Source organism: Amycolatopsis sp. NPDC023774 (assembly GCF_040639695.1).
Lineage (GTDB): Bacteria > Actinomycetota > Actinomycetes > Mycobacteriales > Pseudonocardiaceae > Amycolatopsis.
Window position 1 is genome coordinate 91,692 of record NZ_JBFAAJ010000017.1, and the last position, 24,617, is coordinate 116,308.

Annotated in this window: 22 protein-coding genes and 1 pseudogene; 10 read left to right on the forward strand and 13 right to left on the reverse strand. The window is 71.6% G+C overall.

What is annotated here, in order from left to right; all coding sequences use genetic code 11:
* Positions 1–254: 254 nt before the first annotated feature.
* Both AB0F91_RS29375 and AB0F91_RS29380 read right to left on the reverse strand, forming a co-directional pair.
* Complete coding sequence (locus tag AB0F91_RS29375; protein WP_360602572.1) at positions 255–584, reverse strand: hypothetical protein; 330 nt, start codon at positions 582–584, stop codon at positions 255–257.
* Positions 585–1,753: 1,169 nt separating this feature from the next.
* Positions 1,754–3,802 (reverse strand): acyltransferase family protein, encoded by a 2,049-nt coding sequence (locus AB0F91_RS29380; RefSeq protein ID WP_360602574.1) that lies wholly within the window; start codon positions 3,800–3,802, stop codon positions 1,754–1,756.
* A 168-nt stretch (positions 3,803–3,970) separates the two neighbouring features.
* Here AB0F91_RS29380 and AB0F91_RS29385 point away from each other — a divergent pair, with 168 nt between their 5' ends.
* The 3 genes and pseudogenes from AB0F91_RS29385 (at position 3,971) to AB0F91_RS29395 (ending at position 5,538) form a co-directional block, all read left to right on the forward strand.
* Positions 3,971–4,495 carry an amino-acid N-acetyltransferase gene (locus AB0F91_RS29385; RefSeq protein ID WP_360602576.1) on the forward strand — a complete coding sequence of 175 codons (525 nt, stop codon included), beginning with the start codon at positions 3,971–3,973 and terminating at the stop codon, positions 4,493–4,495.
* Positions 4,496–5,063: 568 nt separating this feature from the next.
* A pseudogene (locus AB0F91_RS29390) lies at positions 5,064–5,150 on the forward strand (nitroreductase); the annotation flags it as partial.
* A gap of 238 nt (positions 5,151–5,388) precedes the next feature.
* On the forward strand, positions 5,389–5,538 hold the full coding sequence (locus AB0F91_RS29395; RefSeq protein WP_360602578.1) for a hypothetical protein: 150 nt from the start codon (positions 5,389–5,391) through the stop codon (positions 5,536–5,538).
* Here AB0F91_RS29395 and AB0F91_RS29400 read toward each other — a convergent pair whose 3' ends face one another.
* Positions 5,539–5,982 (reverse strand): hypothetical protein, encoded by a 444-nt coding sequence (locus AB0F91_RS29400; protein WP_360602580.1) that lies wholly within the window; start codon positions 5,980–5,982, stop codon positions 5,539–5,541.
* A gap of 555 nt (positions 5,983–6,537) precedes the next feature.
* On the reverse strand, positions 6,538–8,868 hold the full coding sequence (locus tag AB0F91_RS29405) for a DNA translocase FtsK (RefSeq protein WP_360602582.1): 2,331 nt from the start codon (positions 8,866–8,868) through the stop codon (positions 6,538–6,540).
* Between AB0F91_RS29405 and AB0F91_RS29410 the strand changes: the two genes are divergently transcribed.
* Positions 8,858–9,094, forward strand: coding sequence for a hypothetical protein (locus tag AB0F91_RS29410; RefSeq protein WP_360602584.1), 237 nt, complete (start codon positions 8,858–8,860; stop codon positions 9,092–9,094). The genes AB0F91_RS29405 and AB0F91_RS29410 overlap by 11 nt on opposite strands.
* An 86-nt stretch (positions 9,095–9,180) precedes the next feature.
* Here AB0F91_RS29410 and AB0F91_RS29415 read toward each other — a convergent pair whose 3' ends face one another.
* Positions 9,181–9,357 carry a hypothetical protein gene (locus AB0F91_RS29415; RefSeq protein WP_360602586.1) on the reverse strand — a complete coding sequence of 59 codons (177 nt, stop codon included), beginning with the start codon at positions 9,355–9,357 and terminating at the stop codon, positions 9,181–9,183.
* Positions 9,358–9,625: 268 nt separating this feature from the next.
* Here AB0F91_RS29415 and AB0F91_RS29420 point away from each other — a divergent pair, with 268 nt between their 5' ends.
* From AB0F91_RS29420 to AB0F91_RS29430, 3 genes are read left to right on the forward strand one after another with little or no spacing between them, the layout of a single operon-like run.
* On the forward strand, positions 9,626–10,465 hold the full coding sequence (locus AB0F91_RS29420; RefSeq protein WP_360602588.1) for a lysophospholipid acyltransferase family protein: 840 nt from the start codon (positions 9,626–9,628) through the stop codon (positions 10,463–10,465).
* A 29-nt stretch (positions 10,466–10,494) separates the two neighbouring features.
* The gene (wrbA, locus tag AB0F91_RS29425; protein WP_360602590.1) at positions 10,495–11,115 is read left to right on the forward strand and encodes an NAD(P)H:quinone oxidoreductase; all 621 of its coding nucleotides are present in this window, start codon (positions 10,495–10,497) and stop codon (positions 11,113–11,115) included.
* 42 nt (positions 11,116–11,157) lie between these two features.
* On the forward strand, positions 11,158–12,102 hold the full coding sequence (locus AB0F91_RS29430) for an EamA family transporter (protein WP_360602592.1): 945 nt from the start codon (positions 11,158–11,160) through the stop codon (positions 12,100–12,102).
* Here AB0F91_RS29430 and AB0F91_RS29435 read toward each other — a convergent pair.
* Positions 12,099–12,839 (reverse strand): SDR family oxidoreductase, encoded by a 741-nt coding sequence (locus AB0F91_RS29435; protein ID WP_360602594.1) that lies wholly within the window; start codon positions 12,837–12,839, stop codon positions 12,099–12,101. The genes AB0F91_RS29430 and AB0F91_RS29435 overlap by 4 nt on opposite strands.
* 91 nt (positions 12,840–12,930) lie before the next feature.
* On the opposite strand from AB0F91_RS29435, the gene AB0F91_RS29440 reads away from it, so the two are divergent.
* On the forward strand, positions 12,931–13,503 hold the full coding sequence (locus AB0F91_RS29440) for a TetR/AcrR family transcriptional regulator (protein ID WP_360602751.1): 573 nt from the start codon (positions 12,931–12,933) through the stop codon (positions 13,501–13,503).
* On the opposite strand, the gene AB0F91_RS29445 is transcribed toward AB0F91_RS29440, so the two are convergent.
* The 7 genes from AB0F91_RS29445 to thyX all read right to left on the reverse strand — a co-directional run bounded on the left by AB0F91_RS29445 (position 13,500) and on the right by thyX (position 22,365).
* Positions 13,500–15,068, reverse strand: coding sequence for a substrate-binding domain-containing protein (locus AB0F91_RS29445; RefSeq protein ID WP_360602596.1), 1,569 nt, complete (start codon positions 15,066–15,068; stop codon positions 13,500–13,502). The genes AB0F91_RS29440 and AB0F91_RS29445 overlap by 4 nt on opposite strands.
* 356 nt (positions 15,069–15,424) lie before the next feature.
* Positions 15,425–17,122: a ribonuclease J gene (locus tag AB0F91_RS29450; protein WP_360602598.1), complete on the reverse strand. Its 1,698-nt coding sequence runs from the start codon at positions 17,120–17,122 to the stop codon at positions 15,425–15,427.
* The gene (gene dapA, locus AB0F91_RS29455; RefSeq protein WP_360602600.1) at positions 17,119–18,132 is read right to left on the reverse strand and encodes a 4-hydroxy-tetrahydrodipicolinate synthase; all 1,014 of its coding nucleotides are present in this window, start codon (positions 18,130–18,132) and stop codon (positions 17,119–17,121) included. The genes AB0F91_RS29450 and dapA overlap by 4 nt, the downstream gene beginning before the upstream one ends.
* A gap of 103 nt (positions 18,133–18,235) precedes the next feature.
* Entirely contained in the window at positions 18,236–19,723 is a 1,488-nt protein-coding gene (locus tag AB0F91_RS29460; RefSeq protein WP_360602602.1) for a serine/threonine-protein kinase, read from the reverse strand.
* 100 nt (positions 19,724–19,823) lie between these two features.
* Positions 19,824–21,065: an Nramp family divalent metal transporter gene (locus AB0F91_RS29465; protein WP_360602604.1), complete on the reverse strand. Its 1,242-nt coding sequence runs from the start codon at positions 21,063–21,065 to the stop codon at positions 19,824–19,826.
* 149 nt (positions 21,066–21,214) lie between these two features.
* Positions 21,215–21,613 (reverse strand): ACT domain-containing protein, encoded by a 399-nt coding sequence (locus AB0F91_RS29470; RefSeq protein ID WP_360602606.1) that lies wholly within the window; start codon positions 21,611–21,613, stop codon positions 21,215–21,217.
* Entirely contained in the window at positions 21,613–22,365 is a 753-nt protein-coding gene (gene thyX / locus AB0F91_RS29475; protein ID WP_360602608.1) for an FAD-dependent thymidylate synthase, read from the reverse strand. Before thyX ends, AB0F91_RS29470 begins: the two co-directional genes overlap by 1 nt.
* Before the next feature lie 120 nt (positions 22,366–22,485).
* On the opposite strand from thyX, the gene AB0F91_RS29480 reads away from it, so the two are divergent.
* Together AB0F91_RS29480 and AB0F91_RS29485 are read left to right on the forward strand one after the other, a co-directional pair.
* On the forward strand, positions 22,486–22,989 hold the full coding sequence (locus tag AB0F91_RS29480; protein WP_360602610.1) for a toxin-antitoxin system HicB family antitoxin: 504 nt from the start codon (positions 22,486–22,488) through the stop codon (positions 22,987–22,989).
* 126 nt (positions 22,990–23,115) lie between these two features.
* The gene (locus tag AB0F91_RS29485; protein WP_360602753.1) at positions 23,116–24,009 is read left to right on the forward strand and encodes a DUF4097 family beta strand repeat-containing protein; all 894 of its coding nucleotides are present in this window, start codon (positions 23,116–23,118) and stop codon (positions 24,007–24,009) included.
* The last annotated feature ends 608 nt before the right edge of the window (positions 24,010–24,617 follow it).

A 24,617-nucleotide genomic window follows, 5' to 3' on the forward strand; every position in this document is an offset into this window, starting at 1 on the left:
CGGCTGCGGGTGGCGACGGGCAGGCCCGCGTCGCGGCGCCGGGCGTCGATCTGGGCCTCGGCGACCAGCGCGCGCGTGCTGTTTCACCGAGTCGAGGCCGATCATCCCGTCCAGCTCGGCGAGCAGCTCCTCGATCGGGCGTCCGCCCCGCTGCTCGGCCGCGGCGACGAGCGGCGCGAGGTGCTGCGGCGCCAAGTGGATCCGGCCATCCGCCAACGGACCGCTCGCGACGGCTTCGCGGCCGGCCGCGTCCATCAGCGCTTCGACGCCGCGAGCGCCCGCGGAGAGGTTCGCCAGCTGCACCAACCGGTCGCGCACGTCCGGAGGCAGCACGAAGAGCGCTCGGCCGCGACGACGTCGAGCAACGCGGCCGCGTGCGCGGGCCGGGTGAACCGCATCCGGTACTGCAGCACGGCGGACACCAGGTCCGGTGCCTCGGCGCGCAGCCGCTCGACCACGCGCTCGGTGCCCGCGAGCACGAGCAGACGGCAGCTGCCTTGGACGTGCGCGTAGTCGCGGAGGGCGCGCAGCACGCCGGAGGGATCCTTCCCGACGAGCACGTCGACGTCTTCGATGAGGATCATCGCGGGGTCATTTCGCAGCGAGACGAACCCGCGCAATGCGTCGCCCGCCGAGTCGTCGTCGCCAGCACCTCGGCCGCGCCGACCGTGACGAAGTCCTCGAAGCCGACCTCGGCCGCACCGAGCCCGTCGCGCACCGACCGCTACAACCGGCGCTGCCCGGTGTGCGGCTCGCCGACGAGCAGCACCAGCGGGTTCGGCTGCCGCGTGCCGAACCGTTGCGGCGTTCCCATTCCCGGTACGCGACGGTGCGCTCGGCGTACGCCTTCTCGTACCGCTCCTGCTCTTTCCGGCCCCGGACACGGTTGCCGGCGGCGAGCAGGTCGAAGGTCATCGAGCGGGTGTTGCGGGCGAGGTCGTCGAGGAGCCCGCCCTCCTTGCCCTTGGGCCGTTCGGGTTCCGATGGCGCCGGTTCACCCGAGCTACCCTGGCCGTGTCGCGTGCGGTCGGCCCACGAGACGACCTGCACCACCCGGCTCACGAACTCGGCCGCCGACTCTTCCCCGGAGACGAACGACCCGCCGCCGACGCTCACCCAGACGGGGTTTTCCGCCGAACGCGCGGGCGTCGGCTGTGCCGCCGAAACGGCAGGAGGGCTCTGTGGCGGAGTGGGTTGGGCGGGCACCGGCCGGACTGGACCGGCGTCGGCGCGGGTTGACCCGGCCGCGGCTGCTCGGGCACCGGCCCGGACTGAGCCGGAGGCGCGGGCGAAAACCCGACTGCACCGGCGAAGGCCCGGTCTGGACCGGTGGTGCTGGCGGCGGCCCGGCGGGCATCGGCTGTCCGCCTTGCCCATTCGGAGCACCGGGGCCGGAGGGCGTTACGAACGGTCCCGGCGGACCACTTCGGCCCGACGGCCCCGGACCCGGCTGCCCACCAAAATTCGGCGGCACCATTCCGTTCGGCGGCACCATCCGCGTCCGGGCCCGGTAGGCCGGATCCGGCGGCACCACGCCGAACTGCCACGCGCCACCCGGTCGTGACCACTGCCACGGCTGTCCCGGCACCAGCAGCCACGAAGTGCCGTCCGGTCCGACCAGCGTCGTCGTCCGGCCCGCCGCGCCTCGGCCTGGGCGGGCTGGAACGCGTCCCACCCCGCGCGTGTCATCTACCCCGCTCCCCCTGTCGATCTTCCGGTGCCGCAGCATACGGGGATCAGGAAACCGGGGCGATCACCACTTCAGGGCGGCCTTCATCTGCTTGTCGGCGATGGGCGCCAACGTGGTGAGGTAAGTGGCGGTGAGGTGGTTGTCGTCCATGTACACCAGCACGTTGCCGACCACGGGCGGACAGGTGTCCTTGTCGCAGAAGTAATCCGTGAAGTCCAGGAAAGAAACGTTGCCTGGCACGCCGCGAGTGGCCGTGTACGACGGTGTGGCCGGCTGCACGGCTTCGCGGTCGAGCACGCACGCCGGGTTGGTCGGACCCTGCTGCGCGACGCAGGCGGCCATGTTGAACGCGAACCGCGGGTTGTCGCGCAGGGCCACCACGGGAATGCCGGCCTTGTCCATCACCGACCACTGATTCACGAAACCCGGCGGCGTCGTCTCGGTGATGCCCGCGTGGGTGTTCACGCTCGCCAGGGTCACCACGGCGTCGGGGTGCATCGCGACGATCTCGTCGGCCGCGGCCTTGTTCCAGTCCATGCAGGCCTGGTCGCCGGGCATCAGGTCGGCGTTGCTGGAAAACGGGCACGCGCCCTTCAGCATCGACGTCACGGCCCAGCCCTCGGTCTGCACCATCGGCAGGAACGCGGCGAGGTACTGCTGCATGTGCGAATCGCCGACGAGGACCACGCGCTTCTTCGGCGGGCCGGCGGGGTTCTGCGTGCAGACCTTCAGTTCCTCGTTGCGCGGAGACATCGTGCACTTGTCGTCCGTGATGCCGGCCCAGTCTTCGGGCAGCTTCAGCGTCGGCGGCACGATCGAGGGCTCCGCTGAACCGCGGTAGACGAACCCGGGCGCGTGCGCGGCGGCTCCGGGGTGGTCGGCGTCCGCGAGCGAGATCGTGTAATTGGCCTGCGAAGAGGTATAGGTGCCCCACACGCCGGCCGCGATCAGCACCGGCGCCAGCGCGAGAATGCCGAACCGGTAGGCGCCCCAGCGCTTCACCGTGCCGATCTTCGACAGCCGGATCGGGTTCTCGATGAAGTGGTAGGTGAGGATCGAGAGCACGAACGACGCGCCGATCACCACCGCGCCACCCAGCAGCCCGACGGCCGCGCGGTCGCGCACAACCAGGTAGAACACCAGCACCGGCCAGTGCCACAGGTACAGCGAGAAGCTCAGGTTGCCCAGGTAACCCAGCGGCTTCGAGCTGAGCCAGCGGTCGGCGCCGAAGACGGTGTTCGTCTGGCCGGCCACGAGCACGAGCCCGGCCGAGAGCGTCGGCCACAGCGCGATCCAGCCGGGGAACACCGAGTCGACGCGCAGCACGATGCCGCACAGCACCAGCCCGGCCACGCCGATCCAGCCGAGCACCACGCGCAGGCCTCGCGGCAGCGTGAACGCGTCGAGGAACATCACCATCAGCCCGCCGAGCGCGAACTCCCACACTCGGGTGAGGCCGTGGAAGTAGGCCAGCGGCTGGTCGACCGCGGTGAGGTACACCGAGTACGCCAGTGAGGCCACGAACAGCGTGATGAGCAGCGTGTTCACGGTGTGGCGCAGCGACAGCCCGAGGCGGCGCACGAGGAAGCCGAGCGCGACGAAGATCAGCGGCCACAGCAGGTAGAACTGGCCCTGGATCGACAGCGACCAGAAGTGCTGGACCAGGCTCGCGCTGTTGTGCTGGGCGAAGTAGTCGACGGAGTCGGCGGCCAGCTGCCAGTTCTCGTAGAACAGCGCGGAGGCGAAGACCTCGCGGATGGTCTGGAACCAGCGGTCCGCGGGCAGCAGAAGTGTGGAGACGACCACCACGGTGAGCAGCACGGTCATCGCGGCCGGGAAGAGCCGCTTGATCATCCGGCCCCACATCGGCCGCAGCTCGATCTTCCCGCGCAGCAACGCGCGGTAGAGCTGGCCGGTGATCAGGAAGCCGGAGACCAGGAAGAACACATCGACGCCGCCGGAGATCCGGTCGAGCCACACGTGGTAGACCACGACCAGCAGCGAAGCGAGGGCTCGCACGCCCTGCAGCTCAGGCCGGAAGCGGCTCTGCGCCGCGGCGGACGCCGGAGGCTGACCGGGTCGTTCGGGGGCGACCACGGTGGTCCCGGACATGCACTTCCTCCCCATGAGGCCACGTGGGGCGGCCTGATGTTCTGCGCGGTTACTGATCGGTCGGGGGCGTGCAATAGCTATACGTGAAGGCCCTTCCGCTTGTGCATCCGGGGTACCTCGATCGAGCCGTCCGGGGCGCCGGTCGCCGCGATCGATATCTTGGACCGTGTGCCCCTCGACTCCGTCCGACCCACCGTCCGCCGCGCGCGCATAGCCGACGTCCGCAAGATCAAAGCCCTGGTCGACGCCGACGCCGGCCGCGTGCTGCTCGAAAAAGACCTGGTCACGCTGTACGAGGCGATCCAGGAGTTCTGGGTGGCGGTGGACGAGGACGGCACCGGCGACGAGGACGTGCTCGGCGCCGCCGCGCTGCACGTGCTGTGGGAGGACATCGCCGAGCTGCGCACGGTCGTGGTCGACAAGGCCGCGCGCGGCCGGGGCATCGGTCACGCGCTGGTGGGCCGGCTCGTGGACGAGGCGCGCGAACTGGGCCTCAAGCGCCTGTTCGTGCTGACGTTCGAGACCGGCTTCTTCCTGCGCCACGGCTTCGTCGAAATCGACGGCACGCCCGTGTCGCACGAGGTCTACGAGGAGATGCGCAACTCGCTCGACCCGGGTGTCGCGGAGTTCCTCGACCTGCCCTACGTCAAGCCGAACACCCTGGGCAACTCGCGCATGCTGCTGGAGTTCTAGACCCCCCGAACTCGCGATGAGAGCCCCTGTGACGCGCCCGTGAGGCCAGGCGCGACGACCCTGTCCGCCGCCGTGGCTCGCACCGCTGGTCACGGGACCACCTCGATCGACAAGGAGCCGGCCATCCACGCCGCGCTCGCCGAAGCCGAGGACCGCTGCGCTGGTCCTAGGGCATCCGCCGCGCCGGGCTCGCGAAGTCGACGAGCCACGGCTCGCTGGGGCCACCCGGGGCCGGTTGCCCGATCCTCGCTGGCGACCGACACCCGGCCCGGCACCCTGGCGCACCCGTCCCCACACCAGGGCACAGGCTCGTCGCCCGATCATCCGTCCGGAAAGCCGAAAACTTCGGACCCTTCGCTCATGCTCCCGCGGTCGCGGCGGCGCGCCGGCCTCCCGGTGGCCAAGATCGAGTGCGGCGCCTCGGCGGCCGAGCCGATCTTCGCCTCGCGACAGGGACCCCTGATGGAGTTCGACCACGTCCTGACCACCACGCCGTCGATACGGCGCAAGCTGGACCTGCGGCGTCCGGTCGGGAACGAGGGCGCTCGCCGAGTGCCTCGAGGCGGCGCTGCACGCGCCCACGCCCGGCAACCAGCAGTCGTGGCGCCGGCTCGTCGTGCGCGACCAGGACGTGAAGAACCGGCTGGGCGAGCTGTTCCGCCGCGTCGGCCTGGCATACCTGGAGCAGTACGCGGACATCGCTGCGGCCGACCCGGCCGTGGCCCGCTCGGAGGCCTCCGGCCGGCACCGAAGGGCGCACGAACGGCGCGAACGTGGCCGACGCGGTGCTCTACGGCGGCATCTTCCCCGCGTTGTGGAGCTTCCAGCCGGCCCTGCGCGCACGCGGCCTGGGCTCGACGCTCACGACGTAGCATCTGAAGGCCGAGGCCGAGGTGGCCGAGGTCCTGGGCGTTCCCGAGGGCTACACGCGAGCCTGCCTGCTGCCCGTCGCCTACACGACCACGACCGACTTCAAGCCCACCCCGCGCCATCCCCTGTCGGAGGTCGCCTACCTCGACCACTGGGGAAAGTCGCTCGGCTGATCAGCTCACCCGCAGCGTGATCCGCTCGCCCGCGCGGCTCACGTCGACGAGCTCGACGTGAGCCGCCGCGTACGTCAGGTCGTGCGGCCCGCGCCGCCCGGTGTGCAGCTGCGCCGCGGTCTGCTCCCCGCGCCCCGGCTGGCTCAACGACACGGCCACGACCGCGTCACCGGGCCACACGCACGTGACGTTCGCCGGGCACCGCGAGTCCTCGACGAGGCGTGTGTACCGCACGGTCAGGTCCCTGGTGCTCAGCTGCGCTTCCTGACCGGCCTTGAGCGTCACGTCCCGACCGGGCTCCGCCGGCACGGTCCCCACCGCCGCGGCCGGCCGCGGCGCCCCGCCCGCGCCGTCGAGCGTGTGCGCGAGCGCCACCGAACTCCCCGCGCCCACCGCGAGCACGGCGACGGTCCCGATGGCCAGAGCGAGCTTGTGCGCGTCCATGTGATCAGGACGGAAAGATCACCGGCCCCGGTTGCACGGCGGGCCGGATGATCTTCGCGAACCCTCGACGTACCAGGTCATCTGAGCGGCGCGCGCCTCGAAGTTGGAGGGAAAACCAGTACTCGAAAACACGGGATTGGAGATCGCGTGGTTGAGCCCTCGCCGCCTGGCGAGCGATGTGCGCTCCGCCGAGTGCCCGACGACCGCGGGTGGTGATCTCCCGGCTGGTCATCGGCGCCGCAGCACACTCGTGAAGTCCCCGAGCACCGGCAACCGCGCCGCAGACATCCGCGAGGTAACGGTGTTCTGGTCCTTTCGGGCGTGCTCTCGGTGAGCGGGTACAGCCCGCTGGCGCCGTCGGCGTTTTGTCCACGAACCAGATCTCGTCACGCGCCAACACCTCGCCGAGCATCGGGCCCAGCGGGGTGGTGTGTCGCGCGTCGTGAAGATCAGCCGCGCGCCGGGCATCAGCAGCCACTCGTGCTTCTCTCGGAACGACCGGTGGTTGCCCAGCCGAAAACGCACACACAGCACGAAGCTCCGCCAGGACCCGCGTCAGAAGTCCTCGTCGTCCGAGCCACCCGCCGGGGCATCGCCGCCCCGGATCATGAACAGGACGCCCTCCAGTTCTTCCGGCTTGATGAGCACGTCGCGGGCCTTCGAGCCCTCCGACGGGCCCACGACACCGCGGCTTTCGAGCAGGTCCATGAGGCGGCCGGCCTTGGCGAAGCCGACGCGGAGCTTGCGCTGGAGCATGGACGTGGAGCCGAACTGCGACGTGACGATGAGCTCGGCGGCTTGGAGCAGCACGTCGAGGTCGTCGCCGATGTCGGGGTCGATCTCCTTCTTCTCGCCCGCCTTGGCGGCCGTGACGCCGTCGGTGTAGTCGGGCTGCGCCTGGTCCTTGGCGAACGCGACGACGGCCGCGATCTCCTCGTCGCCCACGAACGCGCCTTGGATGCGCACCGGCTTGCCCGCGCCCATCGGCAGGTAGAGCGCGTCGCCCATGCCGATGAGCTTCTCGGCGCCCGGCTGGTCGAGGATGACCCGCGAGTCGGTGAGCGACGACGTCGCGAAAGCCAGCCGTGAGGGCACGTTGGTCTTGATCAGGCCGGTGACGACGTCGACCGACGGCCGCTGCGTGGCCAGCACCAGGTGGATGCCGGCGGCGCGCGCCTTCTGCGTGATGCGCACGATCGCGTCTTCCACGTCGCGGGGCGCGGTCATCATGAGGTCGGCCAACTCGTCGACGATCGCCATGATGTACGGGTACGGCCGATACTCACGCTCGCTGCCCGGGGGCGCGGTGATCTCGCCGGAGCGCACCTTGCGGTTGTAGTCGTCGATGTGCCGGACCTTGTTGACCTGCATGTCCTGGTAGCGCTGCTCCATCTCCTCCACCAGCCAGGCCAGCGCGGCGGCGGCCTTCTTCGGCTGGGTGATGATGGGCGTGATCAGGTGCGGGATGCCCTCGTACGGTGTGAGCTCGACCATCTTCGGGTCAATGAGGATCATGCGGCACTCGTCGGGCGTCGCGCGGGCGAGCAGCGACACCAGCATCGAGTTGACGAAGCTCGATTTACCGGAACCGGTCGAGCCCGCCACCAGCAGGTGGGGCATCTTGGTGAGGTTCGCGGTGACGAAGTGGCCCTCGATGTCCTTGCCGAGCCCGATCACCATCGGGTGGTTGTCCTTGACCGTGGACGGCGCGCGCAGCACGTCGCCCAGGCGCACCATCTCGCGGTCGGAGTTCGGCACCTCGATGCCCACGGCCGACTTGCCGGGGATGGGCGCGAGCAGGCGGACGTTGTCCGTGGCCACGGCGTACGCGATGTTCTTCGTCAGCGCCGTGATCTTCTCGACCTTCACGCCCGGGCCGAGCTCGACCTCGTAGCGCGTGACCGTGGGGCCACGGGTGAAACCGGTGACCTGCGCGTCGATGCTGAACTGGTCCAGCACGCCCGTGATCGCCTCGATCATGGCGTCGTTGGCCTTGCTGCGGGACTTCGGCGCGTCGCCGAGCTTGAGCAGGTCGGGTGACGGGAGCTGGTAGTCGCCCTCGACGGTCCGCGTCATCGCCAGCGGCGGCTCCGGCGCCTTCTTCGGCTTCTTCTCGGGCACGCCTTCGGCCGGCTTCGGCTTGGGCGGGCGCACCGGCTTCGGCGGCTCGGCGAGCATCGCGTCGAGGTCGAGCTGTTCGCCCTCGGTGTCGGCGCTGCTCTGGCGCCGGCGCGACGGCTTGCGCAGGCGCACTGCCTTCGGGTCGGCCTCGACGACCTCGTCGGTCTCGGGTGCCGCGTCGTCGCCCTCGAGGTCGGCCAGCTCGTCTTCGTCGAGGCCCCACGTGCGCAGGCGGTGCGGGATCTCGCGCACGGGCGTGCCGGTGAACACCAGCACGCCGAACAGCAGCGCCAGGATCAGCAACGGCACGGCGACCCACGTGGTGACGCCCTTGGTCAGCAGCCCGCCGGAGAACAGTCCGATGATGCCGCCGGCGTACATGCGGCCCTCGTTGGTTTCGGGCAGGGCCGTGAAGATGTGCAGCATCCCCAGTACGGACAGCACGACCAGCACCGTGCCGATCACCATCCGCGGCCGCGTCTCGGGGTTCGGCTCCGACCGCATCAACGCGACCGCCACCACCACCAGCACCAGCGGCAATGTCACCGCGCCGGCTCCCAGCACTGTGCGCGTCGCGACCTCCACGGCCGCCCCGATCGGCCCCGCGGCCCGCCACCACACGCCGACGGCCGCCACGATCGCCAGCGCGATCAGCCCCAGCGCCAGCCCGTCACGACGGTGTTCCGGCTCCAGCTCCCGCGTGCGCCCGACCGTGCGGGCCAGCGAACCGACGCCCTTGGCCACGAGGTTCCACGTGCCGCGCACGCCCCGCCCGAACGCGCCGGACTTGGCCTTCCGCCTCGGCGCGGGCTTGCGCGCCGAGCTCCTCGGCCGCGACCCGGAAGACCGCGACCCGCTCGACGGCCGCGCTCCGGAACCCCCGGACGACCTCGGCTTCGTCGGCGTACGCGAACCCCGCGCCGGTGCCTTCCCGCCGCTCGCCGCCGTGCTCCGCTTCCTCGTCGCCGACCCAGACATGCCTCCACGGTAACGGCCCGGGCGCGATAGTCCCATGCGCCACTCTCAGCGCAGGCGAAACAATCGCCTCGGATGCCCCGGGCGGCCCGGGGTCTCCGGCTAGCAGAGAGCGGTGGCCGTCGCGACGATCCGCTCGGCCATCGCCGGGTCGACCGAGACGTCGGCGCTGGTGAAATACCAGGTCGCGCTCGCGAGGACGGCCGCGTGGTCCTTGCCCTGCGCGAGCGCGTCGCACAGGTCGTGCGCGTGCACGACCGCGCCGGCCACGTTGGTCACGAGACCGGGGTCGATCAAGCCGAGGGCCGCCAGGTAGGCCCGCTCACGGGGTCCGATCGCGACACTTCGCGCCGACGGTTTCGGGGCCGGGACGGGAGCAGGGTCCGGGCCGCCGCAGGCAGCGAGGAGGACCAACGCGGCGGGAACGAGGCGGAGGGGGGCGGGGAGAAATGTGCGCACGGACGCTACAGCGCGGCTGCGCACTGGTTCGTTACGGAGCCCCGGCCACCCTTTCGAGGGGTGATCGACGCCATGACATGCTCTGCGCATGTTCGCGCTGCAACAGGACGACTTCCCGGCCCCGCGTCGTGCTCCGGCGATCTGGCGGACGATGCTCAACATCGACCGCGGGCTGGTCAATCTCGTGGGACGGCTGACCGTGTCGGGGGCGGTGCCGCGGGAGCTGCGGGGGCGACCGTTGCTGATGGCGGCGAACCACATCGGCGTGTTCGACGCGTTCGTGCTGATGGCGGCGTGCAAGAGGATCGGCATCAACCCGCGGTTCATGCTGGCCGGGGGCATCCTGGACGCGCCGGTGATCGGGCCGGCGTTGCGGGTGAGCGGGCACCTGCGGGTGGACCGCAGGCACGCGGCGACGGCCATCGGGCAGTTCGCCGAGGCCGTGGAGCAGCTCAAGACCACGCGGGAGCCGATCATCGTCTACCCGGAGGGCCGGATCAGCCATGATGCGGGCCTGTGGCCGGAGCGCGGCAAGACGGGGGCGGCGCGCCTGGCGCTGGCCGCGGGGGTGCCGGTGATCCCGATCAGCCAGTGGGGCGCGCACGAGGCCGTGTACTGGGGCACCGAGACCGTGAACGGGCCGGCCGACCTGGTGCCACTGGCCCGGTCGGGCCTGAGCGCGCCGCTGCGGCGGCCGAAGTTCAAAGTGCACTTCGGGGCGCCGGTGGACCTGGCGGACATCGAGCCGGAGCGGCCGGGCGCGGGGGTGCGCGCGCACGCGAAGATCATGCAGGCGATCACCGACGGCCTGGTGCCGCTGCGCCGCGACGAGCCCGTGCGGCCGCGGTTCAACGACCCGACGCGGCCGACGGACACCGTGAGCCCCTGGAAGCCGGAACCGCCCACCCCTCGGACACCACAGTCCTGAACCCGCGCTTTCGCCTAGAGTCGCGGGGCGTGAGCACACGCATCCTCGTCGTCTACTACAGCGCCACCGGCAACACCGCCGCCCTCGCCTCCGCGCTGGCGGAGGGCGCCCGGGAAACCGGTGCCGAAGTCCGGATCCGGACCGTGCGCGAGACCGCGCCGCCCGAGGCCGTCGCGAGCAACCCGCGCTGGCAGGCGTGGGTGGACTCCGGTCCGCACCACGAGTACGCCACGCTCGCCGACCTCGAGTGGGCCGACGGCATCGCCGTGGGCAGCCCCACACGCTTCGGCGGTCCCGCGGCCCAGCTGAAGTCCTTTTTGGACAGCACCGGTGGCCTGTGGGCGCAGGGAAAGCTGGCCGACAAGGTCGCGACGTCGTTCACCACGGCGTCGACCGCGCACGGCGGCCTGGAGGCGACCGTGCTGGCCACGAACAACATCTTCTACCACTGGGGCGCCATCGTCCTGCCGCTCGGCTACGGCGACCCGCACCTGAAGGAGTCCGGCAACCCGTACGGCGGCTCGTTCGTCTCGCGCAAGTCCGCCGCGCCCGACGACCTGGCGCTCGGCGCCCTGGCCCGGCAGGGCAAGCGCCTCGCGACGATCACCACCCACGTCGCCACCGGACTGAAAGCGGACAATAACCGCTAAATCGGTTTCGGTGGTGACGTGAACGTCGTACCGTCGGCGACCGTGACCACCGAAGTGCCCGTCGTCACGCCACCCCACGTCGCGCACCGCGGCCGCGGGGTGGCGTTCGTGCTGCTCGCCGCGCTGTTCTTCAGCACGTCCGGCACACTCGGCAAGCCGGCGATGGCCGCCGGGATGACGCCGGAACAGGTCGCGACGTTCCGCATCGGCTTCGCGGGGCTGCTGCTGCTCGCCGGCACGGCCGCCATCGCGCCGCACACGCTCAAGGTCCGCCGCGGCGAGTGGCCGATGCTGCTCGCGTACGGCCTCCTCGGCGTCGCCGGCACGCAGCTCGCGTACTTCATCGCCGCCGACCGCGTGCCCGTGGGCATCGCGATCCTGCTCGAGTTCCTCTCCCCTGTCCTGATCGCGCTGTGGGTGCGCGTGGTCCGCCGCACGCACCTGCCGCGCGCCCTGTGGGCCGGCATCGCGCTCGCGCTCGTCGGGCTCGCGCTCGTCGGGCAGGTCTGGCAGGGCCTCACGCTCGACGCGATCGGCGTCCTCGCCGGTGTGGGTGCCGCGGTGTGCTCCGCCGGCTACTTCCTCATCGGCGAACGCGCGGTCGCCGACCGCGATCCCCTCGGCCTGGTCACCTGGGGCATGGTCATCGGCGCCGTGGTCGTGTCCGTGGTCAGTCCACCGTGGACGATCCCGTGGGCACTGCTGGACCACGCTGTGAACTTCGGGCCGTGGACGCCGCCGATCTGGCTGCTGCTGACGTTGCTGGTCCTGCTCTCGACCGTGCTGTCCTACCTGCTCGGCATCACGGCCCTGCGCCACCTGCCCGCGTCGGTCGCCAGCGTGCTCGGCCTCCTCGAACCCGTCACGGCGACAGCCTTCGCGTGGGCGCTGCTCGGCGAGGCGCTGGCTTGGCCCCAGGCCCTCGGCGCGGCGATCCTGCTCGGCGGAGCGTATGTGGTGCAACGGTTTTCGAAAGGCGTGACCTAGCCCTGCCGGGCGGGCCGGATGGTCAGGTCGCCGATCTCGACGTCGTCCGGCTGCTCGATCGCGAACGCGATGGCCCGCGCCACGGCCTCGGGCGCGATGCCCAGCGCCGCCATGGCTTCCCGGGCCTGCGCCCGCTGCCCGGGATCCTCGACGTGGTCGACGAGCTCAGTGCGGATGTACCCCGGTGAGATGGAAGTCGTGCGCAGCACGCCGTCGGTGGACTCCTGGCGCAGCGCCTCGAGCAGCGTGCGCACGGCGTTCTTGGTTCCGGCGTACACGGCCTGCGCCGGCACGATCTTGAGCCCCGACGTCGACACGGTGGTCACGAGGTGCCCGCTGCCCTGCTCGCGGAACACCGGCAGCACGGCGGAGATACCGTGCAGGACCCCGCGCAGGTTGACGTCGATCATCGCGTCCCAGCTGTCCACGTCGAGGTCGCCCATCGGGGCGATCCGCGCGACACCGGCGTTGGCCACCAGCACGTCGAGCCGGCCGAACCGGCCCACGGCCCGCGCCACCAGCCGCTCGAGATCGGCCCGCTTCGTCACGTCGACGTCGAGCATCTCCGCGCGCCCGCCCGTGGCCTGGATCCGCGCCACGAGCGAGGCCAGCCGGTCGGTACGCCGCGCGCCCAGCACCACGGGGGCACCGCGGGTCGCCAGCTCCAGTGCCGTCGCCTCCCCGATCCCGCTGCTCGCGCCGGTGATGGCGACGACCTTGCCCGCCAACGTGCTCATCTCGACCTCCGCTCTAAGCTGACAACTGTCCACTTACGCCTTCGACAGTACCGGACACTTGTCCACTTAGTCGACCGCACGGGAGGTGACGCTGATGAGCCGCGAGCTGCGGTCCGACGCGGTGGCCAACCGGGACCGCATCGTCGAGGCGGCCCGGGCCGAGCTGAGCCGGTCCAACGGCGCGATCGACAACCTCAAGCTCCACGGGATCGCGAAGGCCGCGGGCGTGGGCCAGGGCACGCTCTACCGGCACTTCCCGACCCGCGAGCACCTGCTGGCGGAGGTGTACCGCCACGAGCTGACCCAGCTTGTCGACGCCGTGCCGCCGCTGCTGGCCGAGCACGCGCCGCTGACGGCCCTGACCCGCTGGCTGCACCGGCTGGTCGAGTACGCGCGGGTCAAACGCGGGGTCATGGCGGCGATCGAGGCCGCGGCGTGGCACGACCTGTACTCCGATCACCACCACCGGCTCGACGAAGCGCTCGCGACGCTGCTCGATCGCGGGAAAGCCGCCGGCCAGGTACGCGAAGAGGTTGACGCCGCAGACGTCATCCTGCTTCTGGGCGCGTTGTCGCGGATCCCCGAGACGGAGTGGGAGTCGCGGGCCTGCACGGTCGTCACAGTGATCGTCGACGGCCTTCGTCCTCCGCGAGAGCCGGCCTAGCGCGCCACGAGCTGGGCCAGCGCCCCGTAGAACACCTCGCCGATCTTCGCCGGGTCGCGCGTCACGTACGCGCCACCGCCGGTGATGGCGGTGATGGCGGACAGCTCGGTCTCGTCGACGTCCTGGCCGATGCCGATCGCGATGACCGGCAGCGGGTGCGCCGGGTCGGCCAGGCGGGTGAGCCCGGCCAGGAACGCGTCGCGGGTGATGCCGGACATGTCCTCGTTGCGGCCGTCCGTCATCACGATCACGACGTTGAGCACGCCGGGCTGCCAGTCGCGGCGGGCGACCCCGTACAGGTCGAGCACGGTGTCGTAGAGGCCGGTACCGGCCTTCGGGATGGCGCGCACCGCGGTGAGCCGTGCGAGGTCACCCGGGGTGAGGTGCTGGGCGACTGGTGCGAGGGGCAGCACCTCGCGATAGTCCTTGGTGCCGTCCAGCCCCGTCGCGAACTCCCAGATCCGCAGCCGCGTCGAGGGCCGGAACAGGTGCAGCGCCTGCTCGGCGGCGGCCACGGTCACCTGCATCCGGTTCAGGTTCGTGCCCCGCACGCGCGCCTCCATCGAGCCCGAGACGTCCAGTAGCACCTCCACGCGAGCGTCGAGGTTCACGCCCGCCCACTGGCTGAGCAGCACCTTGAGTTCGGCGCCCGACGGCACGGGCGCGCTGCGCTGCCCGGCCGTCACCACGTGCGGGTCGTCCTCGTGCCCGGCCAGGGCCTGCCCGGGCACGCGTAGTCCGGCGCGCCCGAGGGCCGCCGTCCCCGCACTGCCCAATACCGCCTGCTGCAACGCGTCGACGGCGGCGCTCTGCTCCTCGCCGGCGCCGGTCAGCCGCGCGAACGGGTAGTCCAGCTCGGGCACACCGGCCGAATACACCGCCACGAGCGGCGAAGCGCCGGAAGCGGCGTTGTGCTGCACCACGGAACTCTCCGAAGCCGGATACGCCGTCGCTCCCCCGCCGCCTCGGCCGGCGAACCGCCGCAGCACCGCCGCGAACGCCCCCGCCGGGTCCGGCGCAGAGCCCACGGCGGCACGCAGCCCGACCAGCGCCGAGGTGCCCACGGGGTCGCGAGCCGGGTCCGGGAGGGTGAGCTCGGCGCCCGGCGCGTCGGCGACGTCGGTCCAGGTCGGCGCGCGCCCCGGCCAGCCGAGGCCGCGCGCGGCGTCCTCCGCGACGGCGAGCACCACCGGGGAGCTCGCGACCGTCGGTCCCGACTCCGGCACGTCCGTCGCGCCGAGCTGCCGCGCCCGCTGCAGCGCGATCGTCGAGTTCGGCACCCAGACCTGCGCCCGCTCCCCGCCGGGCGTGCCGAACCCCCCCACGGCCTGCGCGGTGTCGCGCGGACGAACCTCGTACGAGCGGCACGAAGTCGAAAGTCCTTGCGCCGCCTGGGAAAGTACCGGGGCGATGTCGGGCGAGGCCGTGACCAGGACGTGCCCCCGCGCGCACCTGATCTCCAGCGAGGCCGCGACCCACACTGCGCCACCGAGTACGAGCAGCACGGAAACAGCCAGCGGCACCAGCAGCCGGCTTCTTGCCCGCACGCTCGAATGACGCCCCATCGGCGCGTCCCTCCTGCCCAAAGCAGGTTAACGCCGCCGCGGCCCGCCGCCGTAGGACGAACGGCGTAAAGCGGGACTCGTCCCTGAGGGGGAGCCAGGACCCGCCTCACGCGGGATGTGCCGGGCCGCCGCACGAGCGACCATGGGACCGACCACGAGAAACGGGGGCAGCCGTGACCACACCGAACAAATCCGAGCAGCGCCGGGCCCGCAACGCACTCGCCCGCCAAAGCGCCGTCGTCGCCTTCGCGCTGCTGATCGCCGCCATCACCCGCTGAAAAACCCGGCGGGCAGTGCTGAAAAGCCGCCGCTGCTCCCCCTGACGAGGTGAGCAGCGGCGGCCGTACTGCGAGAACTCAGACCGGAATGACCGTCGGAACGATCATCGGCCGGCGCCGGTAGGTGTCGGCGACCCAGCGCCCGACGACCCGGCGCACCGCCTGTGCGATGCGGTGGGTGTCGGTGATGCCCTCGGCCTCCGTGCGCGCCAACTCCATCTCCACGAGCGGCACCACGGTGTCGAGCGCCTTCGGGTCATCGGAGAACCCGCGCCCCGACACCGTCGGGCTGCTGACCGCGCGACCCGTGCTGGAGTCGACCGCGACGCTGATCGAGATGAAGCCGCCCTCGCCGAGAACCAGCCGGTCGGACAGCGTCGACTCGCCGACGTCGCCCACCGACAGGCCGTCCACGTACACGTGGCCTACCTCGACCCGGCCGGTCCGCGAAGCCTTGCCGTCGACGAGGTCCACGACCACGCCGTCCTCGGCGATCACCACGTTCTCCGGCGACACGCCCGTGCGGATGGCCAGCTCGCCGTTGGCGCGCAGGTGCTTCCACTCGCCGTGCACCGGCATCACGTTGCTCGGGCGAACGGCGTTGTACAGGTAGAGCAGCTCGCCGGCCGACGCGTGGCCGGACACGTGCACCTTCGCGTTGCCCTGGTGGACCACGTTGGCACCGAGCCGGGTCAGGCCGTTGACCACGCCGAACACGGCGGTCTCGTTGCCCGGGATCATGGAGCTGGCGAGCACGACGGTGTCGCCCGCGCGGATCGAGATCTGCCGGTGCTCGCCGCGCGCCATGCGCGAGAGCGCCGAGAGCGGCTCGCCCTGCGAACCGGTCGAGACGAACAAGACCTTGCTCTCGGGCAGCGTGCTCGCCTGGTCGAGGTCCACGAGCAGGCCGTCCGGTACCTCCAGCAAGCCCAGCTCGGCCGCGATGCCCATGTTGCGGACCATCGAGCGGCCCACGAAGGCGACGCGGCGGCCGTGGCGCGTGGCCGCGGCCAGCACCTGCTGCACGCGGTGCACGTGGCTCGCGAAGCACGCGACGATCACGCGCTGGTCGACGCGGCGGATCACGTCGTCGAGCACGGGGCCGATGTCGCGCTCGGGCATGACGAACCCGGGCACCTCGGCGTTGGTCGAGTCGACGCAGAACAGGTCCACGCCCTCGTCGCCCAGGCGCGAGAAGCCCGCGAGGTCGGTGAGGCGCCCGTCGAGCGGCAGCTGGTCGAGCTTGATGTCACCGGTGTGCAGCACGACCCCGGCGGGCGTGCGGATGGCGACCGCGAGCGCGTCGGGGATCGAGTGGTTCACGGCGAAGAACTCGAGGTCGAACGCGCCGACCTTGCGTCGCTCGCCTTCGCGCACCTCTATGAGGTTCGGCCGCTGACGGTGCTCCTTGGCCTTGGCCGCGAGCAGCGCGTTGGTGAAGCGCGAGCCGTAGATCGGCACGTCGGGCCGAAGCCGCAGCAGGAACGGGACGGCGCCGATGTGGTCCTCGTGCCCGTGGGTGAGCACGAGGCCGTCGATGTCGTCGAGCCGTTCCTCGATCGCGCGGAAGTCGGGCAGGATCAGGTCGACACCGGGCTGGTCGTCCTCGGGGAAGAGCACGCCGCAGTCGACGATCAGGAGCCTGCCGTCGTACTCGAAGACGGTCATGTTGCGTCCGACCTCGCCGATGCCGCCCAGCGCGACGACGCGCAGGGCACCCTCGGGAAGGGCGGGCGGGAGGTTCGTGGGTCCGGGTCCGGGGGGAAGTGAGCTCACCGGGGCAAGGTCCCAACGCTGGTGTGTGAGGTGGGGGCGACGTAGGCCGCCTGGGAATCCGCTTGTGCCACTCGTGCACCATGCCAGTCCTGGGCCGCGCTGTCGCCCAGCGGCACGCCGCCCTGGGCGAGATCGGCGGCGATCAGGGCACTTTGCTCATCCGTGGCGGGCACGACGGGCAGCCGCGGGTCGCCGATGTCGAAGCCGCGCAGCCGCAGCGACGCCTTGGCGAACGCGACGCCGCCGACGCGCGACATCGCGCGCATCACCGGCAGCATGGCGCGATGGTTGGTGCGCGCGGTGGACGTGTCGCCGCTCTCGTAGGCCTCGATCATCGCGCGGATGCGCCCGGCCACCACGTGGCCGATCACGCTGACCACGCCGACGCCGCCGACGGCGATCCACGGCAGGTTCAGGCCGTCGTCGCCCGAGTAGTAGGCCAGGTGGGTGCTGGCGATCACCTCGGAGCCGGCGATGAGGTCGCCCTTGGCGTCCTTCACCGCGGCGATCCGCGGGTGCTCGGCCAGCCGCAGCAGCGTGTCGACCTCGATGGGCACGATCGAGCGCGGCGGGATGTCGTAGAGCATCACCGGCAGGTCGGTCGCGTCGGCGACCGTGGTGAAGTGCGCGAACAGGCCGGCCTGGCTGGGCCGCGAGTAGTACGGCGTGACCACGAGCAGGCCGTGGGCGCCCGCCTCGGCGGCGGCGCGGGCCTGCTCGACGCTGTGCGCGGTGTTGTTGGTGCCGGCGCCCGCCACCACGGTGGCCCGGTCGCCGACGGCCTCGACGACGGCGCGGATCAGCGCCGCCTTCTCCTCGTCGCTCGTGGTCGGGCTCTCGCCGGTGGTGCCGTTCACGACCAGCCCGTCGTTGCCCAGCTCCACGAGGTGCTCGGCGAGCTCTTGGGCCCGCTTCAGGTCCAGCGCGCCGTCGCGGTCGAAGGGCGTGGCCATCGCAGTGAGCACGCGGCCGAACGGGCGTCCGGGCGCGGCGGTAGGTGGAGTGGACATGGTGTTGACGGTACCTCTTCGAACGGGGGAACCCGGGCCCGACCTGGTGAAGATCGGAGAATTTCCCGGCCGGGCGGGCGCCGGGCAAAACATCTCGCCCTGGTCACTTGACCTTGGTGGTGATCTGCGCCGGGATCTGGGCGTTGCCGGGCTTCGCGAGCACGCAGTAGAAGACGCGGCTCGGCGGGGTGTAGTCGTGGGGAGGCGCGAGCTCCCACTGGCGCTGGGTGGGCACGATCGCCTGGTACGTCAGGCCCGCTCGCTGGTTTTCCGGCACGACCGAGGAGTGGAACGACGCCGCGCAGCGCGCCTCGGCGAGCCGGGTCACGGACTCGAGACCGGGGTAGGCGGCGAGCTGCGCGTCGTCGCTGCTGTAGTTCTCGGTCGGCAGCACGTCGCCGACGTCGTAGACCTCGAGGGTGTGGCTCTTGTCGCACGTCGCGCTGTTGTCGTCGCCGATGACGACACCCTGCTGCACCGCCGCGTTGAAGCAGCGGTAGGACAGGCCGATCTGCGTCTTGAGGAAGCCGTCGGGGCCGTAGGTGACGGTGGGCTGCAGCTGCGGGTCGGCCTTCGGCGTCCACACGGGCTTGCCGAGGAAGAAGCCGCCGGCCAGCGCGGCGACCGTGAGCACCGCGGCGGCCGCGAGCCACCAGCCGCGGCGGGAACGCTTCGGCGGCGCGGCAACCCGTGTCGGGGCGGTGCCGCGCGTCGGGTCGGTGCTGACCGACTGCGACGTGGGCGGCTGGCCGGCCGCGGTGGCGAGCAGGTGCCGGGCCTGCGGGGCCGTGAGCCGCGCTTCCGGTTTGGTCACCAGCAGCCCGAGGATCGCCGCGGCGAGCGGGCCCTGGCCCCGGGTGAGGTACGGGACCTCGGTCATGATCGCGTGCAGCGTGGCCGCCGTGGTCGGGCGTTCGAACGCGACGATGCCCTCCACGGCGAAGAACAGCGTCGCGCCCAGCGACCACAGGTCCGACTCGGGCATGGCCTCGCGGCCCTCGACGCGTTCGGGCGCCATGAACGCGGGCGAACCCACGATCACACCGCTCGTGGTCAGGCGCGGGTCGTCGATGGCGTGCGCGATGCCGAAGTCGGTGAGCTTCACGCGGCCATCGGAGGCGACCATGATGTTGGCGGGCTTGACGTCGCGGTGCACGATCCCGGCGGCGTGCGCGGCCTGCAGCGCGGCGAGCACGCGGTCGCCGATCACCGCGACGTGCGCGGCGGGCATCGGGCCCTGGCGGCGCACGAGGTCGGCCAGCGTCGGGGCCTCGACGAGCTCCATCACGATGAACGTGGTGCCGTTGTCGGTGATGATGTCGTAGACCGTGACCACGGCCGGGTCGTTGAGCCGCCCGCCGGTGCGGACCTCGCGCAGCACGCGTTCGGAGAACACGGCTTGACCTTCCGAGTCCGGCAGCCTGAGTTCCTTGATGGCCACCTGACGGCCGATCACCTGGTCCTGCGCGCGCCACACCACGCCCATGCCGCCGCGGCCGAGCTCGCCCAGCAGCAGGTAGCGCCCGGCGACGAGCCGCGGCCCGGGCGGCGGGCGGGTCGGGTCGTACGGACGCGTCTGTTCGTCGGTCACGGGGCCGGGCTCCTCGTTCGGGGTCGCGCAGATGCTAGTCGGACCGCGCGAACCCCAGGCCGGTTCCTTAGGGTTTCCGCATGGGGTCTCAGCCCGGGTTTCAGCCCGCGACGGTGAGGTAGACGAGCGCGATGTTGAGGGTGATGATCACGGCCGCGACGCACCACGCCAGCACGGTGGTGGTTCGCCGGTTCACGTCGGTGCCCATGAGCTGCGCGTCCGACGTCAGGCGGATCAGCGGCACGAGCACGAACGGGATGCCGAACGACAGCACCACCTGTGACACTACGAGCGCGGCGCTCGGGTCGGCCCCCAGCGCGAGCACCACGATCGCGGGCGTGAGCGTGACGAGCCGGCGCACGAGGATCGGGAACTTCTTGCGCAGCAAGCCTTGCATGATCATCGCACCCGCGTAGGCACCCACCGACGTGGACGCGAGACCCGAGGCCAGCAGCCCGATCGCGAACAGCAGCGCGACAGTCGGGCCGAGCGCGGTGGCGACGGCGCCGTGCGCGCCCTCGATCGAGTCGACGCCGGGCAGGCCCTGCAGATTCGTCGCGGCGAGCAGCAGCATGCCGAGGTTGACCGCGCCGGCGAGCAGCATCGCGAAGCCGACGTCGTAGCGGGTCGCACGGAGCAGGCGTCGCCGCTTCTCGGGCGCGGCCGTGCCGTGGCGGTCGCGGACGAGCCCCGAGTGCAGGTAGACCGCGTGGGGCATCACGGTGGCGCCGAGCATCGCGGCGGCGATCAGCACGCTGTCGGCGCCGTCGAAGCGCGGCACGAGCCCGCTCGCGATCCCCGAGGCCGAGGGAGGCTCCACGAACAAGCTCGCCAGGAAGCCGATGGCGATCACGGCGAGCAGACCCGTCACCACGCGCTCGAACGGCCGCTGGCCGCCGCGGTCCTGCACCGCGAGCAGCGTCAGCGACACCAGGCCGGTGATCAGGCCGCCGACCACGAGCGGCAGGTCGAACAGCAGGTTCAGCGCGATGGCGCCGCCGACGACCTCCGCGAGGTCGGTGGCCACGGCGACCACCTCGGCCTGCGCCCAGTACGCCAGCCGCGCCGAGCGGGGCAGCCGTTCGCGCAGCGCCTCGGGCAGCGACCGGCCCGTGACCAGGCCGAGTTTCGCCGACAGGTACTGCACCAGCACGGCCATCAGGTTCGCCGCGACGATCACCCACACCAGCAGGTACCCGAACCGCGCGCCGGCGCTGATGTTGGATGCGACGTTGCCCGGGTCGACGTACGCCACGGCGGCGACGAACGCCGGACCGAGCAGGGCCGAGCCCGCGCGCAGGCGGGCGAGCCGCCGGGGCCGGACCGCTTCCGCCACCGCCATCACGTCGCCCTCCGCCTGTCGGACATCCCAACTCGAAGTTTAGGCATGCCGAACTTTCCGGAGCAAGGGTGTGCTCGACCACCAGCCGGTTGGCCGCACCGCTAGCGAACGTCCTCCGTCCTCGCGGCGGACGGCCTTCGCGACCGGTTTCAGGCGGGCAGACCGACCTCGTGGCCGGCGTCGCGGAACGCCTTCACGGCGCGGTCCAGCTCCACGGCACGCACGAGGATGTGGTCGGTGTCGAAAGTGGACAGTGAGAACAGCGCGACGCCGGCGGCGGCCAGCTCGGACGCGAGCGCCGAGATCACGCCGGTGAGTGTGAACTCCAGCGGCCCGCGCACGCTCATCAGGCGCCAGCCGTGTTCGACGACGCCGCCCGAGGGCTCACGGCCCGTCGGGCAGATCACCGAAAGCTCCTCCGGTGCGCGGGTCACGGACACGAGCGCGGGCTCGGCCGGGTCGAGCAGGTCTGCGGGCACTGGTGCGTCGGCGGGCAGGCGCACCACCGAGTAGTCGCCCGGGCGGACGTCGATCGCAAGTCGTTTCATCAGCCTTCGAGCACCTTCGGACTCGAGGCGACCTCGGTGCCGTCGGGCAGGGTGGAAATGGTGAAGTCGGCGAACACGTTGCCGGCGGCCTTCTGCAGCTCCCGCAGGCACTCGATGGCCAGCGCGCGGATCTCGACGTCGGCGTGCTCGGTGGCGCGCATGGCGACGAAGTGCCGCCAGGCGCGGTAGTTGCCGGTGACGACGATGCGCGTCTCGGTGGCGTTCGGCAGTACGGAGCGGGCGGCTTGGCGGGCTTGCTTGCGGCGCAGCGTGGCACTCGGCGCGTCGGCGAACTTCTCCTCGAGCCCGGCGAGCAGCTCGGCGTAGGCGTCGGCGCTCGCCTGCGCGGCCTTGAGGAACTTCTCGTGCAGCTCGGGGTCGTTCGCGATCACCTCGGGCTCGGTGAAGGCCGCGTCACGCTCGGGAACGTAGCGCTGCGAGAGCTGCGAGTAGGAGAAGTGGCGGTGGCGGATCAGCTCGTGGGTGAGCGAGCGCGAGATGCCGGTGATGTAGAAGCTCACGGAACCGTGCTCCAGCACGGAAAGATGACCGACCTCGATGATGTGGTCGAGGTAGCCGGCGTTGGTGGCCGTCTTCGGGTTCGGCTTCTTCCACGACTGGTAGCAGGCGCGCCCGGCGAACTCGGCCAGGGCCTGGCCCCCGTCGGCGTCCGTCGTCCACGGCACGTCCTCCGGTGGGAAGAACTCCGTTTTCGCGACCAGTTGCACTCTGGGCGACACGGTCTCGACCACGTCAGCACTCCCTCTCCAGCTTGCGGCTCCCGGCCCGCACTCTAACCGCTTGTGTGTTCGACACCGGCGTGACACCACGTGCTGCTTGACTGACGCCATCCATGACGTCATAGTGGCGTCATGGACCTGACGCCGTACATCGCGAACCTTCGCGAAGACCTCGCGAACACGGCCTCCGCCGGGGACGAGCAGACCCGGCGCACGGCCGCTCTCCTCTCGTCCGCCCTCGAACCCTCGGCCCGGCTGACGTTGATGAACGCGCTGGCCGACCTCGCCGCCGAGGTGACGGCCGCCCTGCCGGGCCAGGTCGTGGACGTTCGGCTCGACGGCCGCGACGTGCGCGTGGTCGTGACCGGCGCGCCCGAATCCGGTGAGCCGGCGCGGACGGACCAGCCGCGCACGCCGCCCCCGCCCATCGACGGCGGGGACATCTCGCGCATCACGCTGCGGCTCGTGGAGCAGATCAAGAGCCAGGCCGAGCAGGCGGCGGCCGCGCAGGGGGTGTCGCTCAACACGTTCGTCGCCCAGGCCGTGCAGGGGGCGCTCGGCCAGGCGCAGCACCACCGGCAGCGGCACCAGGGCGGCCGCTCGGAGACCAAGCTGCACGGCTGGGTCCAGAGCTAGAAGGGCGAAGCGACGATGAGTGAAGACAAGTCCAACTGGGACGAAGCCGCCGAGGAAGCCGTCGCGGGCGCGGCGGAGGAGGCCGTCGCTTCGGCTGATCTTGGTTCGGACGCCGCCGGTTCGTCCATTTCGGACAATCCGCTGGCGCGTTCGCAGGAGTTCGAGGCCGACGCCCCGCTGGAGCTCGATGTCGGGGTGACGATCGGCCGCGTGGAGCTGGTGTTGGACCGCGAGTCCGGCGCACGGGTCGAGCTGCGGCACGACGCCGGCGAACAGCCGCCGTGGGTCAGTGGGGTGAACAACCTGCTGTCGTGGGTCGGAGAGCGTTTCGGCGACCAACTGGGCGTGACCGCGGACGCCTCGCCGGCCGACGCGGTGCGCCAGGCGCGCATCGAGAAGACCGGCAACCGGCTCGTGGTGCGGGCGGCGAAAGCGTGGCAGCTGCGGAACGTGCCGGTGTCCGTCACCGTGCACGCGCCGAAGGGCTCCCACGTGGAGGTCCGCGCAGGCGCCGCCGACGTCACGGTCACCGGCACCGCCGGGCGGGCCGACATCCTGACCGGCTCCGGCGAGGTCACGCTGGCGCGGGCAGACGGCGCCGCCATCGTGCGCACCGGCACGGGCCGCGTGAAGCTCGGCCCGACACCCGCCGGCCTGCAGCTGCGCACCGGCAGCGGCTCGGTGGAGGCGGCGTCCGTCTCGGGCTCCGCGACCCTCGCCACGGGCACCGGCAACGTCTGGCTCGGCTCCGTCGCGGGCGAAGTCATGGCCCGCACCGGCAGCGGCGACCTCTCCGTCGCCGAAGCGGCCTCCGGCTCGATCGACCTGATCACCGGCTCTGGCGAAGTCCGCGTGGGCATCCGCCGCGGCGTCGCGGCCGAAGTCGAGCTGGCCTCGTCCGCCGGCCGCGTCCACAGCGAGCTGGACGTGTCCGACGTGCCGCCCGAAGCGGGCACCACCCTGCGCGTCCGCGCCCGCACCGGCACCGGCAACGCGGTGGTGACCCGCGCGGCCGGCTAAGGGGGAGGCGGTGGGCCGGACCGAGGCATCCGGTCCGGCCCGCCGCTTCGTATCCGCAGCTCCTCGCGTCCTTGTGCGGTAAGGCGTTCAGACTCGATCCCACGCACCGGATGCGCCCAGGGCACCGCCGGGCGCTCCGCCGCCAAACCGGCCAGCCGGCAGCACGCGGCTCACCTGCGCCAGGTCTCCGCTCCGGCCCGCCGACGATTCCGGCGGAAGACCCCTGCCCGGACACGCATCCAGGACCGACTCAGGTCACCGTACGCACCGACAGCACCGCCACACGGCCGGCACCGGCGTGCGGCTTCGCGCGACACGCGCGCCGGCGCGAAGCACCTCCCCGGCAACGCGTTCGGGTCTGGCTCACCGCAACCCGCGTAACGACTGAACCACCAAGTCGCCACACCCCGGCGAACCGCCCACGCCGCCGGCGAGCAGCTCCCGCCCCAGGCAACCCCGACCCGCCGGCTTCAGCCGGCCCCCGTGTTCCGCCACGAAACCGTTGCCCCGCACCGCGTTCGGGTCTGGCTCACCGCAACCCGCGTAACGACTGAACCACCAAGTCGCCACACCCCGGCGAACCGCCCACGCCGCCGGCGAGCAGCTCC

Coding starts and splice junctions, on each gene's coding strand:
- AB0F91_RS29420 (WP_360602588.1), top strand. CDS start 9,626: ATGTTCGCGCTGCAACAGGACGACTTCCCGGCCCCGCGTCGTGCTCCG.
- AB0F91_RS29435 (WP_360602594.1), bottom strand. CDS start 12,839: ATGAGCACGTTGGCGGGCAAGGTCGTCGCCATCACCGGCGCGAGCAGC.
- AB0F91_RS29465 (WP_360602604.1), bottom strand. CDS start 21,065: ATGGCGGTGGCGGAAGCGGTCCGGCCCCGGCGGCTCGCCCGCCTGCGC.
- AB0F91_RS29445 (WP_360602596.1), bottom strand. CDS start 15,068: ATGGGGCGTCATTCGAGCGTGCGGGCAAGAAGCCGGCTGCTGGTGCCG.
- AB0F91_RS29480 (WP_360602610.1), top strand. CDS start 22,486: ATGGACCTGACGCCGTACATCGCGAACCTTCGCGAAGACCTCGCGAAC.
- AB0F91_RS29470 (WP_360602606.1), bottom strand. CDS start 21,613: ATGAAACGACTTGCGATCGACGTCCGCCCGGGCGACTACTCGGTGGTG.
- AB0F91_RS29400 (WP_360602580.1), bottom strand. CDS start 5,982: ATGGACGCGCACAAGCTCGCTCTGGCCATCGGGACCGTCGCCGTGCTC.
- dapA (WP_360602600.1), bottom strand. CDS start 18,132: ATGTCCACTCCACCTACCGCCGCGCCCGGACGCCCGTTCGGCCGCGTG.
- AB0F91_RS29380 (WP_360602574.1), bottom strand. CDS start 3,802: ATGTCCGGGACCACCGTGGTCGCCCCCGAACGACCCGGTCAGCCTCCG.
- AB0F91_RS29375 (WP_360602572.1), bottom strand. CDS start 584: ATGATCCTCATCGAAGACGTCGACGTGCTCGTCGGGAAGGATCCCTCC.